This is a genomic window from Methanosarcina subterranea, assembly GCF_055385895.1.
Window position 1 is genome coordinate 71557 of sequence record NZ_AP042426.1, and the last position, 13896, is coordinate 85452.

The 13896-nt window shown below is 44.9% G+C and carries 12 protein-coding genes; 7 read left to right on the top strand and 5 right to left on the bottom strand.

Annotated features, from left to right (window positions below):
• Positions 1 to 2 precede the first annotated feature (2 nt).
• The 5 genes from ACZ5A8_RS00320 to ACZ5A8_RS00340 all read left to right on the top strand — a co-directional run bounded on the left by ACZ5A8_RS00320 (position 3) and on the right by ACZ5A8_RS00340 (position 5459).
• The gene (locus ACZ5A8_RS00320; RefSeq protein WP_464531598.1) at positions 3 to 1775 is read left to right on the top strand and encodes a radical SAM protein; all 1773 of its coding nucleotides are present in this window, start codon (positions 3 to 5) and stop codon (positions 1773 to 1775) included.
• A complete protein-coding gene (locus ACZ5A8_RS00325; RefSeq protein ID WP_464531600.1) occupies positions 1768 to 2787 on the top strand; it encodes a FecCD family ABC transporter permease in 1020 nt (339 codons plus the stop codon). The genes ACZ5A8_RS00320 and ACZ5A8_RS00325 overlap by 8 nt, the downstream gene beginning before the upstream one ends.
• Positions 2778 to 3578: an ABC transporter ATP-binding protein gene (locus tag ACZ5A8_RS00330; protein ID WP_464531601.1), complete on the top strand. Its 801-nt coding sequence runs from the start codon at positions 2778 to 2780 to the stop codon at positions 3576 to 3578. The genes ACZ5A8_RS00325 and ACZ5A8_RS00330 overlap by 10 nt, the downstream gene beginning before the upstream one ends.
• A gap of 133 nt (positions 3579 to 3711) precedes the next feature.
• Complete coding sequence (locus ACZ5A8_RS00335; RefSeq protein ID WP_464531602.1) at positions 3712 to 4992, top strand: S-layer protein domain-containing protein; 1281 nt, start codon at positions 3712 to 3714, stop codon at positions 4990 to 4992.
• A gap of 332 nt (positions 4993 to 5324) precedes the next feature.
• Positions 5325 to 5459, top strand: a complete 135-nt coding sequence (locus ACZ5A8_RS00340; RefSeq protein WP_255680188.1) for a hypothetical protein — start codon at positions 5325 to 5327, stop codon at positions 5457 to 5459.
• A gap of 349 nt (positions 5460 to 5808) precedes the next feature.
• Here the strand turns inward: ACZ5A8_RS00340 and ACZ5A8_RS00345 are convergent, their stop codons facing one another.
• Positions 5809 to 6408, bottom strand: coding sequence for a class I SAM-dependent methyltransferase (locus ACZ5A8_RS00345; RefSeq protein ID WP_464533964.1), 600 nt, complete (start codon positions 6406 to 6408; stop codon positions 5809 to 5811).
• A 294-nt stretch (positions 6409 to 6702) separates the two neighbouring features.
• Between ACZ5A8_RS00345 and ACZ5A8_RS00350 the strand changes: the two genes are divergently transcribed.
• A complete protein-coding gene (locus tag ACZ5A8_RS00350; protein WP_464531604.1) occupies positions 6703 to 7521 on the top strand; it encodes a carbon-nitrogen hydrolase family protein in 819 nt (272 codons plus the stop codon).
• Between the two features lie 228 nt (positions 7522 to 7749).
• On the opposite strand, the gene gatB is transcribed toward ACZ5A8_RS00350, so the two are convergent.
• The 3 genes from gatB to gatC are packed head-to-tail and all read right to left on the bottom strand — an operon-like array spanning position 7750 to position 10958.
• Positions 7750 to 9237: an Asp-tRNA(Asn)/Glu-tRNA(Gln) amidotransferase subunit GatB gene (gatB, locus tag ACZ5A8_RS00355; protein WP_464531605.1), complete on the bottom strand. Its 1488-nt coding sequence runs from the start codon at positions 9235 to 9237 to the stop codon at positions 7750 to 7752.
• Positions 9237 to 10664 carry an Asp-tRNA(Asn)/Glu-tRNA(Gln) amidotransferase subunit GatA gene (gene gatA, locus ACZ5A8_RS00360; protein ID WP_464531607.1) on the bottom strand — a complete coding sequence of 476 codons (1428 nt, stop codon included), beginning with the start codon at positions 10662 to 10664 and terminating at the stop codon, positions 9237 to 9239. Before gatA ends, gatB begins: the two co-directional genes overlap by 1 nt.
• A 12-nt stretch (positions 10665 to 10676) precedes the next feature.
• On the bottom strand, positions 10677 to 10958 hold the full coding sequence (gene gatC / locus ACZ5A8_RS00365; RefSeq protein WP_322221913.1) for an Asp-tRNA(Asn)/Glu-tRNA(Gln) amidotransferase subunit GatC: 282 nt from the start codon (positions 10956 to 10958) through the stop codon (positions 10677 to 10679).
• A gap of 392 nt (positions 10959 to 11350) precedes the next feature.
• Here gatC and ACZ5A8_RS00370 point away from each other — a divergent pair, with 392 nt between their 5' ends.
• Positions 11351 to 11890: an OsmC family protein gene (locus tag ACZ5A8_RS00370; protein WP_322221911.1), complete on the top strand. Its 540-nt coding sequence runs from the start codon at positions 11351 to 11353 to the stop codon at positions 11888 to 11890.
• A gap of 690 nt (positions 11891 to 12580) precedes the next feature.
• On the opposite strand, the gene ACZ5A8_RS00375 is transcribed toward ACZ5A8_RS00370, so the two are convergent.
• A complete protein-coding gene (locus ACZ5A8_RS00375; RefSeq protein ID WP_464531608.1) occupies positions 12581 to 13744 on the bottom strand; it encodes a Coenzyme F420 hydrogenase/dehydrogenase, beta subunit C-terminal domain in 1164 nt (387 codons plus the stop codon).
• Positions 13745 to 13896 lie beyond the last annotated feature (152 nt).

Consider the following 13896-nt stretch of genomic DNA (forward strand, 5'->3'; position numbering starts at 1 on the left):
AAATGCAGTGCAATGTGTGCGAATTCGGGTGTGAAATCAATGAATACAGCAGGGGCAGGTGCGGGACTTATGTCTGTACTGGCGGTACCATAGTCCAGGACCCTGGTCTGGGATACATGGGAGCATATCCTGTTTCCATAGAAACGATTCCTTTGCTTCATTATCATCCCTCAGGTAAGTTCCTCCAGGTCTTCGGTACGGGCTGCAATTTCCGGTGTTCCGGGTGCGTAGCTCGATTAGTGGCATCGGGCCAACCTCTTTCCCGCTCCACTTTAACTTCCTCTCAGGTAGTGGAGAGAGCCCTGCAGCAGGATTGTCTTGGTGTGGTTTCTACCCTGAATGAGCCTGCTGCAAATTATTATCTGTTCAGGGACCTTGCAGTGCAGGCAAAAGAAAAGGGTTTACTTGCAGGTTGTTCCACCAACTGCTATTTCACAGGTGAGACTTTAGAAGAGCTTGGGCAGCTTGTGGATTTCATGAATGTTGGAATTAAAGGTTATTCTGACCGGAGTTACATAAGTTGCGGAGTTCCTTCATCGGCTCCTGTTTTCCGCAATATTTCCCGACTTTTTGATATGGGGGTGCATGTTGAAACTTCAGTTGTTTATTCCAGGGGAAATGAAGAAGACGTGATAAAGGTTGCAGAAGCAGTGTCTGATATCTCCCCAACCATTCCGGTTCAGGTCATGAGATTCATTCCCTTCGGGGACACACCGATTGAGCTTGAACCTTCTGCAGGAGAGGCGGAGAGCCTGTGTACCTCTCTGCGCAAGTACGTAGATTATGTCTATCTCTTCAATTCTCCGGGTACGGAATTATTGAATACGTACTGTCCTGAATGCGGGAGTCTCCTGACAGAGCGGGAGTTCTACGGGCCCATGGGTTCCAGGCCTGTAAAACCCTGGATAAGTTACGCCTGTGATTGCGGGAAGACTGTGCCCGTTAAAGGGAAAACTGCAACCGAAAGCTTCAATGAAGAAGGTTTCATGGGCGGGTACAGGATAAGCCGGGCTTTCGGGATGGTCCATGCAGTGCTTACGTGTCTGGGAATACTGGACGATTCCAGGTTAATAGACATCTGGAGGAAGGTCTCCGATTCCGGGACCCTTATGCAGGTGCACCATATGATACAGCAGCCGTACGCTTATCTTGAGTTTGTCAGGATAATTGCTGAAAAGGCAAATGTACCGGAAAAGGGAGAAGAACTTATTTCCTTTATCCGTACACGCCTGGAGCTTGTCCATTCCCTTGCAGCAGAAAATAGCGGTCATAAGGTGTATTACTGCATGGGCTCTCCTCTCTTTGCCCTGAACGGCGGGAGAATGGAAAACAACCTTGTAACATTTTCCGGGGGCGTGAGCATAAATAAGCAGCTTCAAAAAGAAGGCAAACCGGGTGTAAATATTTCTCCTTCCTTTATCAATGAACATAATCCGGAGACTATTTTCATTTCCGGTTTCCTTTCTCGTCCCCTCGATGAGTTCTATGCCCTGTGCCGGCAATACGACATACATGCGGATGCTGTAAAACAGCAGCGGATTTATGCAGTCCCACCTTCCTGGGATTTCGGAAGCCCTCGCTGGATACTGGGGCTAATGTACATAGCAGATAGGCTGCATCCCGGAAACTCCGGAATTGACCTGAAAAAGGAAGCAGATGAGTTCTACCTGCAGTTTTATGGTATGCCGTTTGAGGAAGCCACGCCTAACAGGTCTTTTCACAGGCCCTCCTCAGGGATCTGGCCCAGGCATGTGATGAGGTATAACGATGCCTGATTACAGGTATTCCCGCACTGCTCTGGTGTACCTGTTGCCCGTCGCATTACTCATAGGCTCCCTTTTTGTTGGGAGATATCAGACTCCTGTATCGGCGGTTGTGGACGAGAGTATGAAAGCTTTTTCATCTCTCTTTTTTGGTACTCCTGCCTCGGTTTCCACTCAACACACGGTCCTATTCAATGTAAGGCTGCCCAGGATACTTGCAGCTTTGCTGGTAGGAGCGGCTCTTTCTACAGCCGGGGTCTCTTTTCAGGGGATCTTTCGCAATCCTCTCGTTTCTCCCTATATCCTGGGAGTGGGCGCAGGTGCGGGTTTCGGAGCATGCCTGGCAATACTTCTGTGGGATAGTTATCTGCTTATACAGCTGATGGCTTTTGCTTTCGGATTGCTGGCGATGTTTGCTGCCATAAGTATGGGTAAAGCCAGTAAAGGCGCGGGAACTCTGGTATTCGTGCTTTCCGGAATAATTGTGAGCTCTATGTTTACAGCTCTCACATCACTGGTAAAATATATTGCAGATCCTTATGATGAACTTCCCGCGATAGTATTCTGGCTCATGGGAAGCCTTGCTACTGTCAGGTACGGTGATCTGTTCTACATAGCATTGCCCATGTTTATTGGGGCTCTGGTGCTTTTTCTTCTCAGGTGGCGTATCAACATCCTTTCACTGGGAGATGAGGAAGCTAAAGCCCTGGGGATGAACGTAGAAAAAATGCGCCTGATTATCATTGTTTGTGCAACTCTTATGACTTCAGCAGCAGTCAGCGTCAGCGGTGTGATTGGTTGGGTCGGGCTGGTCGTGCCTCATATCTCAAGGATGATTGTTGGTCCCAACTACAGCCGCTTGCTGCCCATGAGTATGGTTATCGGAGCCTCGTTCATGCTGCTTGTAGATGATCTCTCAAGGACTATTGCCGCTACGGAGATCCCTCTGGGAATCCTCACTTCCCTGGTAGGCGCTCCTTTGTTTGCATATCTTATTCGAAGGGGGCGTATGGGATGGAATTGATGCTGGAAGTGAACTCACTTGCCTTCTCCTATGGAAACGGGCCGGTCTTTGAGAACATTTCTTTCTCGCTAAAAAAAGGAGAGGTTATGTGCATCCTGGGCCCGAACGGGGCAGGAAAATCCACACTGGTCAAATGCATTGCAGGGATTCTCAAGCCGTCTGCCGGATCTGTCCGCATCCTGGGAGAAAATACGGCTTCGCTCGGGGTAAGGGGCATTGCCCGGCGTATAGGTTACGTACCCCAGCAGAATGAAGTGGTGTTTCCTTTTTCCGTGCTGGATTTTGTGGTAATGGGCCGGGCCCCTCATCTTTCCATGTTTGCATCCCCAGGTGCAGAGGATATGGAGATTGCAAGGGAATCGCTCGCAGTGGTGGGGCTTTCTGACCTTGCGGAAAGGCCGGTTGCCAGTCTCAGCGGTGGACAGGGTCAAATGGTACTGATAGCCCGGGCTCTTGTCCAGAAGCCTTCTCTTCTTTTGCTGGACGAGCCGACTTCTCACCTTGATTTTGGCAATCAGGTTCTTGTGCTGGAGACTGTGCAGAGACTGGCTTCCCTGGGGATGTCTATTGTGATGAACACCCACATGCCGGACCATGCTTTCCTGGTGGGCAGCAGAGCTGCAGCCCTGACGGGAGGCAGGCTGGTTGCTCTGGGAGAAGTTGAAACGGTTGTAACCAGCAAGATGATGTCTTCGGTCTATGGTGTAAAGGTAGCTGTCCGGGAAATCGAAGATATGAAAAGGAAAGTGTGTCTGCCCTTACGGGGAAATAATACACTGAAACTAAATTAAAATATTGAGAATAAATTAATCCACCAATATAAAATTTTAAATAAAAGAAAAGGGCGCATTCGCCTGAATTTTGCTTTCACGATAAAAGTCTGAACATAGAAAAACAAAAATTAAAAGCTAGTGGAGAATTTTTATGAACTTAAAGAGATTTAACGCTGTAGCTCTGGCTATCCTTGTGCTAACGTTTATTCTGGCGTTGGCAGGAACGTGTACGGCTGTGTCGGTTGAAATAAGGGGCACTCCCTTTGATACCGGAAGCACGGATGCCCAGAATATTTCGTGGGATTTCAGAAACTTCGGAGCTTTTTCCTTCAATGCAAACAAGTACAGTAATTTCATTAACGGGTCTGGCGAGCATCTTTATTTTGAGGACAAAGGAAACAGCCCTTCCCTCGGGAAAGATAGTCCTTCAGCCAGCGTAATCGATGAAGGTGAACTCTTTTATACTACCAAACAGTTCCCTTCGAAGTATAAGGTATTCTCTGAAGAAGAAAATGTAACAAAGGTATCTTTCTTTTATATGATTCATCTGTTTGGTAAATCCTACTGTGCTATTGACAATGATGCAACAAATCTCGCGAAAATGCTGTACCAGCAGGATGAGAGCGAAAAGAAAACACTCAGGGCAGGAGAGACCTGGGATATTGCCGGCGGGTACAGCCTTACTCTAAACGGGATTGACGTTGAAGGGAACAAATGCTATTTTTCGCTTTACAAGAATAATACGGAGCTGGATACTGCGGTAATCTCCACGGATGGCACTATAGATGACAGAATATTTACTGCAGAAGATGAATTCGGAGACAATTCCTCACATATTTATTTCATTACCCTTGTAGACTCAATTTTTGCAAGTGCGGATACCGATTTTACAGTTTTCAAATATACCTGGCTGATAGATAAGGACAAGCCTCTTTCCATTGAATTCGGGGATGAGTTTGGCAGTTTCGAAGTAAACCAGGCTCTTGGAAACCAGATAGTAATGTCAAATACCGACGCAATAACAATTAATGTCGATGCTGACAGCAAGACCAACATTACAGACGAGTGGTATTTCAAGACATCTGATGAGGGAAAAGGAAGCAATGGAGGATACGTAATCTACCCCGCAAAAACAGTCATTTCCGAAGAACAAAATCCTGCAGCCGCAGGAACTGGAACCGCAGGAACCAACACTTCAGCCAGCACATCCGGCAACGTTCAGATGCAGGGGGAAAATAACACTCAGACAAAAGCAATAACAGAAAACTCCAGTGAGAAGAGTAAAGAGATGTACGGAGCTTCACCTGAAACCCCGGCCGAAGCAGAAACACCCGCAGCTGCCAGCAGTGACGTTCCAGCAAGTTCTGGTTTCGGAGGATTTCTGGCTGTTTTTTCCCTGGTCAGTATGGTTTATTGTTTTAAAAGAAGTTGAAGTTAAAAGAGGGAAGTAGGCCTCAAAGCCCTGACTAATTTCCTCCATTTTTTATTTTTTTGAATAGATCTTTTGATAGGGTCTTAAGTCGGTTTTCAAGTCGAATGCTAACTCTCCGTGAAATGAAACCTTTTGATTTGTGTATGTAATTCAAATTTTTATGTTCGTCTTTCTGAACCCGGAAAGTTTCGGCCTGTTTTTATGGACGTTTTGTCTGATTTGGCTGTTCGCTCAATTTACTGGAAAACTATTTATACTAGAATACGGTAATAGGATTCCGTATTCCTGCAAATGGGCAGGAAGCTGTAAAACCAGAAACGGAGATCCAGACTATGAAAGAAAAAGTAGAGATAAAGGCTCCAAAACCCGTTTTGCATGGGTTTTTGTTCGGCAATGGTACGTTTATCACCCCGGCGGAAATGAGAATCATGGAAAGCCTTGGGGTAATTCCGGCAACAAGGGCATGAACTCGAAAAGTTAACCGGGAAAAGCACATTGTAAATGGGTCAGGGAATTTGTTAATAAACAATCTATAATCATTCTACAAAATATCTAGCTATTTATTGAGCCAACCTCCAAAAATCCAACAAACCAACCTCCTAAGTGTTAAATCGACCTTCCCACTACCAGTGATTTGCTCCAGCTCCTTCTTAAGCTCAAAAGATGGCGATGGAAGTCAAATCACCTGAAAAATGAAAATTTACAGAAAGTTATCTCTTAACCCATAAGCTCTGTGCTTTTCCTGAGTTTCAATTCTTTCATTTTCTCTTTTATTTTTTTTGTCTTTAGATCCCCAGGTACACGCCTGCACCTGAATCAACTCCCGTCTTTTTTAAAGGAATATGTCCTTTTGCCTTTCTTTTTCAGCTTGAATAACCTCTTCCGGGTTGCACTTTCCATGATTTCTTCCTCTTTCATGTGATGGTCGCTAAAAGAAAGGGTTCCTTCGGGTTTCAGGATCCTGTGCAACTCTTTCATGACAAGTTCCGGCTTATTCAGGGTGTGATAGGTATCATAGAAGAGAACAACATCCAGGCTCGCGCTGGGCAGGCCCGTATCGTAGTCAGAAAGGATAGTCTCTATGTTTTTTAGTTGTTTTATAGTAGTCAGGTGCCGAACCATCTCAATAGCAACAGGGTTGATATCCAGGGCATAGACTTTTCCTGAGGGGCCCACCATTTCGGAAGCATCACGAATATAAGAACCTGATCCGCAGCCGTAATCCAGAATTTTGAAACCGGGTTTTATTCCGGCTTCTTCCAGGATTTTCCTGCGGGGGAAAAAGAAGTCCCGGAACTTGAAGATAAGTGTCGTTGCGTGGAATCGAAAATCAGAAACTGGTTCTTCCGTGGTGTTTTCCTCCTCTATGGTCGGTCTTCTGGTTAGTAATGGTTCAGGCCTTTCTCTTGCAGGCAGCTTTTTCCTTCAAGCTATTTTGAGATTCACATATCTTATATTTTGCCTGCAGCAGGTTTTCACGACTTTTATTTTTTTATACTTGAATATTCGGATACATATGTAATCAAAGTGCTGCCTGAAGCAACTATCCATACTTCGGACCAGCACTGTACCACTACCCAACAGTGTGCCTAACACCGTACCACCAGTGTTATACTGCAGCGCAAAACCTTAATCTTAAATCAGAAAGTAGAATAACCTTATAAAGTATCTAAGTAAAGTAATCATATTTTGTGAATGGAAGGAATAAAAGTGACAAGCATAATAGCTGCCTGCATCCAGATGAATATCTCACTTTGCTCGAAACATGAAAATCTTGAGCGCGCCCTCTCCCTGGCAGAAGAAGCGGTTTCAAAAGAAGCTGAGATTCTCGTCTTTCCGGAAGTTTTCTCGACCGGTTTTTGTTATGACCATATAGAGGAAGTAGCTGAAACTGTTTCCGGTCCCACGCTTGAAGCTCTCCGTGCCTTTTCCAGAGAATATGACTGTATTCTTGCAGGCTCAATGATAGAAAAGATAGAAAGAAGTAAAGAGGATACAGTAAGTTCAGAAAAGAAGGCTCCTTCCCAGTATAACCTCGGTTTCTGCATCGAGTCCGGAAAGCTGGCAGGCATCCGCCGAAAAGTCCAGCTTTATGGCCCGGAAAAAGAGTATTTTGCATCTGGAGATAGCATAGCTCCTATCAGGTTGCAAAAGTACGGGCTCTCCATAGGACTCATAGTTTGCAATGAGCTCCGATATCCGGAAGTTGCCAGAAAACTGGCCCTTGAGGGAGCAGATTTGCTGGTTTCAGCTGCCGATATCCCGGATTTTTATATATACCCCTGGCGAATTATGTCCCTTTCCCGTGCAATTGAAAACCAGTTGCCTCATATTGCCTGCACCAGAGTGGGAAAAGATAGGTATTCGACTTATCCTGGTGGCTCTTTTATTGCCGACGGATGGGGCCGCGTTCTGGCAGAAGCCGAAAAGAAAGAGTGTGTCCTCATTGGGAAAATTGATCTTGACGAGGCAAAGGAAATCAGGCAAACTGGCTCTATTTTCGAAGGTCGCAGACCTGATCTCTACTAAACCATACTTCCTCATAAGGTGATATTCAAGGCTGCGTTGAGGCGCTGGATCGAAAAAATCCTGCATTTATCCTGCAATCCCTACAAGATTTTCACCTGAATAAAGCTGCGGCTTCTCTCTGGTAGATAAAGCACTTCCTTACCGCTCCAAAACAGAAGAGAAGGAATCCAGAATCTCAGAATTCCACAAGTTCAATAAAAAGTAGTTGAAAAGGTAAGCCCTACCGGGTTACCCTTTAAGTTCCTTCACAATTAATTCGCGGGCAGTTTTTGCATCTGCTGTGCCCTTTGTCTTTTTCATGACCTGTCCTACAAGGAAGTTCAGGGATTTTTCTGCTCCTCCAATGTAGTCCTGTACTGCGGCTGTGTTCTCGGCAATTGTTTCTGCAACAGCCCTGGTGACCAGGTCATCTTCAGCTTTGAATAGGCCTTTTTCTTCAATAATCTGAGAGGGAGTCTTTTCTTCAGTGCCGTCCAAAATTATACGGATGACCTCAACTGCAGCCCTATCACTTACTTTGCCTTCGGCAAAAAGGGTGACCAGTTCTACCATATCCGAGACCTTGAAGGAATTCTCTACTGCAGGATCTTTTGCGTGGATAAAGCCAATCGTTTTGCCGTCATAAGAAGAGATTGCAAGGTCGCGATAGTTTAGCTCCCCAAGGAAGACATCGGCTGCCCAGGTGGCGGCAGTTTTCGGGTCCACACCTTTCGCACAGACTCCTTCGTAGAAGTCGGCGAGCATGATCTTTGAGGTAAGAGCTCTTGCATGCATATCTGTTATGCCGTACTGCTCTATGAAGCGTGCACGTTTGGCGTCAGGAAGTTCAGGCAGGGTTTCTTTAATTGCAGGAATCCAGCCAGTAACCCGCATTGGCATAAGGTCAGGCTCACGGAAGTAGCGGTAGTCTTCTGCCTCTTCTTTTGTCCTCATGGAAATGGTTACGCCTCTTCCTTCATCGAAGTGGCGGGTTTCCTGAGTAATTTTTCCTCCGCGGCGGATAACGTTCTTCTGGCGCATGATCTCGTACAGAAGAGCCCTTTCAACTCCTTTATGGGAAGAGATATTTTTGACCTCAACACGTGTACCCCAGTAGACCGAGACGTTTGCATCGACACGCATAGCTCCTTCAAGGTTTCCATCAAAGACATCCAGGTACTCAAGGATATTTCTGAACTTGTCAAGGAAACGCCGTGCCTCCTTGGGGCTTCTCATATCCGGCTCGGTAACGGTTTCGATCAGGGGCATACCTGATCTGTTGTAGTCGATAAGGACACCTTTGGATTTCTCAATGCTCCCTATATGCACAAGCTTTCCAGGGTCTTCTTCCATGTGAGCTCGTGTAATTCCGACTACATGCTCCCCGTCCTCTCCTTCGATCACGACTTTTCCTTTGCCAACAATGGGGTAGTCGTACTGGGTTACCTGGAAACCTTTGGGAAGGTCAGGGTAGAAGTAGTTCTTCCTGTGGAACTGGGTTTCTTCTGCAATCTCCCCTTCAAGGGCAAGCCCCACCTTAATTGCGGCTTCCACAGCTTTTTTGTTCAGGACAGGAAGCGCACCTGGAAGACCAAGACATACCGGGCAGGTGTGGGTATTGGGGGCTGCATTGTGGTAATCGGTAGAGCAGCCGCAGAACATTTTGGTCTTCAGTTTGTTAAGCTGGACATGTATTTCAAGTCCTATCCTTATGCCGTCAGGGTTTTCGTAGGCCATCACGCCACCTCCGGAGGTCTCTTTGTGTGGTAATCGGTATTCTGCTCGAAAGTGTAGGCTGCACGCAGGACTGTGGGCTCGTCAAAGGGTTTGCCCATTATCTGAAGCCCTATAGGCAATCCGTCAGTAAAGCCGCAAGGGACGGAAATTGAAGGTACGCCTGCAAGGTTGATCGGGCAGGTGTTTACGTCCGAAAGGTAGAGGGTGAGCGGATCTTCAATCTTTTCTCCTATCCTGAAAGCGGGGTTCGGCATCGTAGGTGCCATAAGCAGGTCAACTGCCGAGAGAGCCTTGTCAAAGTCCTGCTTCACAAGAGTCCTTACCTTCAGGGCTTTGAGGTAGTATTTGTCGTGATAGCCTGCAGAAAGTGCATAGGTGCCCAGGAGAATCCTTCTTTTGACTTCGGTTCCGAAACCCTCTGCTCTCGTCTTTGAAACCATTGTGTGCCAGTTTTCGCCGCTTTCTCTGAACCCGTAACGTGTTCCATCGAAACGGGCAAGGTTTGAGGATGCTTCACTCATTGCAATGATATAGTATGAGGCAAGAGCATACTTTATATTAGGCATTGAGACTTCTTTCCAGGTTGCTCCGAGGCTCTCATATTTGTGAATAGCATTCCATACAGCTTTTTCTACATCAGGATGGATGCCTTCTCCGAAAAATTCCTGCGGAATCCCTATTTTCAGACCCTTGACATCGTCAACAAGTGCTTTCCGGTATTCGGTTTTACTGTCAATGGAAGTAGAATCTTTTCGGTCATAGCCGGCTATAACATCCATCAAGACCGCGATATCTTTCACATTGTTTGCAAGAGGTCCGACCTGTTCAAGGGAATTCGCGTAAGCCACAACTCCGTATCTTGAAACTGCCCCATAGGTCGGCTTAAGCCCCACAACCCCGCAGAAAGCCGCAGGACAGCGTACGGACCCGCCTGTGTCAGAACCAAGGGCGAAAGGAGCTTCTCCTGCTGCAACAACCGCTGCACTTCCTCCGGAAGATCCGCCAGGTACTCTTTCAAGGTCCCATGGGTTTGCAGTCGGCCCGAAATGGCTGGTTTCCGTGGAAGACCCCATTGCAAACTCATCCATATTGGTTTTTCCAAGGACTACGGCTCCGGCAGCAAGGAGTTTCTCGATAACATGTGCATTGAAAGGAGGAACGTAACCTTCAAGGATTTTCGAGCCGCAGCTGTTTGGCAGCCCGACGACGGAGATATTATCCTTTATTGCGATTGGCACGCCTGCAAGGGGTCCATCGTGCCCTTCTACGTCGATCTTTTTTGCCTGCTCAAGGGCTTTATCGGAAACCGTTACGTAACCGTTGATTTTGCTCTTTCCGATAATTTCAAGGTAGCTGGCTGTCACTTCTTCGGCTGAGCTTTCTCCGATCTTCTCTTTAATCTGTGCAACACTCATCCATTTTGCCATTAAAACATCTCCTCAGCCGATCTTCGGGACTCTGAAAGCCCCGTCCTGTTTGTGTTCGGTGTTTGTAAGAACAGTTTCCTGCGGGAGGCATTCTTCAACCATGTCTTCCCTGAATACGTTATAGATCTCAGCAACATGGTATGTGGGAGCAACATCTTCGGTCGGCAGTTCATCAATCTGCCCAAAGTACTCCAAAACTGAGTTAAGTTTTTCCATGTATTCGACTGTTTCCTGCTCATTAATTTCAATACGGGCAAGCCAGCCGATGTGTTCTACATCTTCTTTTGTAATCATAAAAATTCCTCAAAAATAGAATGATTTTGAATAGAATGCCGTTGGTAATGCATAATAGAAACAGTTTATGAAATAAATATATATTCTTCCTATTCTCAATTCGCAGGGTAAACAGGAAAGTGTTTTCAATACAATTTAGCGTAAGTATTCTTTTCTCAGATAGATTAAGAGTTCATAATTATTCAGCTAACATTACTCCGAATTTATTCTTCTGCTATACTCAATGCGGGTAATTTTCATATTGGTTATAAATATACTTCGACGGCGATATTCCCTAAACTTATACCTGCAAATTTTATTGATTCTTTCATCTATCTCAATCGATTTAGGAAATTTCCTGGAATCACTCTGAAATCCAAGATCCCAAAAATTCTCTGGAATGAGGTGAGAAATTGATAATAAATAGAATAGCAGTAGATAAATTCAGTGAAACTCTTCAAAAAGTAAAAGATGATCCTTCTAAAACTAAAAAAGTGATTGAGTTTGAAGGGAACTGGGAGATTGGCAGGACAGGACCTCAATTTTCTACAAAGATAAATTCCGAGAGGGGAGGAGAGTTCCTGATTCAATCAGATGAACCGGTAGCTCTCGGAGGCGGAGGAACTGCTCCCAATCCCGTTCAGTATGGCCTGTATGGAATAGCATCCTGTTTTGCAGCTAGCTTTGCTAAATGGACTGCAATGGAAGGTATAGTGCTCAATCAGTTTAAGATTAAAGTTAGGGCTGATATGGATCTAAGTGTAAGCTTTGGAATTTCCCACGAACCTGCAATCCCTATTTATGAGTCTATTAAATTCGAAATCATAGTTGATTCTGGAATGAGCATGGAAGAAATCCAGAAATTTAATGAGATTGCAAAGCAACGCTGTCCCTGTTATTACTGTTTAACCACTGAAATTATCCCTGAAATTGTGTTCAAAAAGGAAGATTAGTAACGTTTAGCAAGGTGCCTTATATTCAGATCTGCAGTTATCCAATTTATGAGTAGCGTTTGAAACACCAACCAATCGAGACTCTGGCTCAAGAGGACTGACTTACACGCATTAACATTAAGCTTCTATCACGCGGGCTAAAAAAAATGAGCAAGCTGTTCTTTTCAGTATTTTTAGCCTGCTCAGGAAGAATTTTTTTTCTTGATTTTAAGATTTCACGCTTTCTGTCTCATATGCAGGGCGTACATCTGGACTTTTTTTCATCTCCCGAATTGCGCCTCGGGAGTACGCGGTCCTTTTCGCTTTGCTCAAGAAGACTAATTTATCTGAATTTCCGCAGATGTTCTCTATAAAGTAACATGTTTCTTGCTATCTTTTTTGGATAATTTCTCAAAAATCCACAATTATTATCTCAGCTGAATCTTCGGAAAATGGAAATTGGAATCTTTGAATGAAGGCACAAGGTCGAAAAGTGTGAGATATTTCAAAAACACGCGTTTAAATAATTAAGGCCGTTTTCCTAAAAACAATATCAGAAAATTGTGAAAGTTGATAAGACATCTGCGGAAAGTAGGATTTATAGGAATAAACTCCAACCTTCAATCAGAAAAATGCTAAAAAAATGAGCAAGCTGTTCCTTTCAGTATTTTTAGCCTGCTCAGGAAGAATTTTTTTCTTCATTTTAAGATTTTACGCTTTCTGTCTCATATGCAGGGCGTACATCTGGACTTTTTTCATCTTTGCCAGGTTGAGTACTTTTTCGAGTTCTTCGTCGGTGAGGTGCCGGGCTTCGATATAGCCGTTATCTACGGCTTCGTTGAAGATTTCGTAGCCTATGGCTGAACGGGCCAGGACTGTGGTGCAACCTTTTGGGCTGCCGACTCCGCCAAAGGAGATATCTGAGTTTTCGGCAGTCAGGTCTGTGCAGAAACGGCAGGAGGTGCTTCGGTATTCATCAAAGTCACTGAGTTCGAAGACATGCTCTTTTCCATCTTTTAGAGTAATTTCGAACTTTCCTCTTCGGATTTTCATGGCATCGACATTCTCAAGCGTGATTCCATAATTTTCCAGTACGGTTTTGATTCCCTCATAGGAAAAGGTATCCATACAAAAAAGTCCCAGTTTGAGAACCTTTGCCCTCATAAAGAGGTGCAGAAAACCGTAAGAGCTTTTTTGCATTTTTGTGACGGCATCAATGTTACAGCTTGTCCCTACAAAGGCAACACTATTCATCCCCTGCTTGACTGCGCTCATAAGGGCTTCAAGTGTCATCGAATGGGAGTAGATACTGCCGCTGCTCTCCAGGATTTCTTCCCTGGTTTTTGCAACTATGGGTATTGGCTTCCAGGGCTCTTCTTTTGAACGGGTTGTAACTACTGCACAGTCGATAAGTCCCTCGTCCAGAGCGTACAGAAGAAGAGAAGTCACAACTCCTCCGTCCTGTCCCTGTATTTCCGGCAAGGCAGACTTTGCAGCATAGGCATATCTGAAACTTCCTATTAGCCCTTCTTCTGTAGTAATAGTTCTTGGGCACTGGTAGTAGCAGACCCCACAGGCTTTGCAGGGACCTACCAGTTCGGGTTTTCCGTCTTTGATAGTTATGTATTCACAGCTTGCTGCACAGGCTCCGCAAAGAGTGCAGATACCGGGTTTTATTATATCCCGCTTTAACTTTCCAAAAGATATTTTTTCCTTTTCACTCAGGCTCCGCTTGAGACGGATAACGCTTTTTTCAAGTGCATCGAATTTATGCTTGCACTCAGTACTGCAGAAATAGTAATGTTTTCCCCCGTAATCCGAAAAGTATTCACTATCGTCAGATATAATTTTCTTGCAAATAGGGTCTAGTGGCATTAAAGGCCTCCAATGAACATTTATTCGAAAATTTCAGGAACATCATATTGCTATTCCCGGGAAAGATCTAGATCAGTTCTTCAGCATATAATTATTATATTTAATGAGTATATATTAATCATACGTGGTATTATAATTATGCTCTTTATAAT

Coding starts and splice junctions, on each gene's coding strand:
- ACZ5A8_RS00320 (WP_464531598.1), top strand. CDS start 3: ATGCAGTGCAATGTGTGCGAATTCGGGTGTGAAATCAATGAATACAGC.
- ACZ5A8_RS00325 (WP_464531600.1), top strand. CDS start 1,768: ATGCCTGATTACAGGTATTCCCGCACTGCTCTGGTGTACCTGTTGCCC.
- ACZ5A8_RS00330 (WP_464531601.1), top strand. CDS start 2,778: ATGGAATTGATGCTGGAAGTGAACTCACTTGCCTTCTCCTATGGAAAC.
- ACZ5A8_RS00335 (WP_464531602.1), top strand. CDS start 3,712: ATGAACTTAAAGAGATTTAACGCTGTAGCTCTGGCTATCCTTGTGCTA.
- ACZ5A8_RS00340 (WP_255680188.1), top strand. CDS start 5,325: ATGAAAGAAAAAGTAGAGATAAAGGCTCCAAAACCCGTTTTGCATGGG.
- gatB (WP_464531605.1), bottom strand. CDS start 9,237: ATGGCCTACGAAAACCCTGACGGCATAAGGATAGGACTTGAAATACAT.
- gatA (WP_464531607.1), bottom strand. CDS start 10,664: ATGGCAAAATGGATGAGTGTTGCACAGATTAAAGAGAAGATCGGAGAA.
- gatC (WP_322221913.1), bottom strand. CDS start 10,958: ATGATTACAAAAGAAGATGTAGAACACATCGGCTGGCTTGCCCGTATT.
- ACZ5A8_RS00375 (WP_464531608.1), bottom strand. CDS start 13,744: ATGCCACTAGACCCTATTTGCAAGAAAATTATATCTGACGATAGTGAA.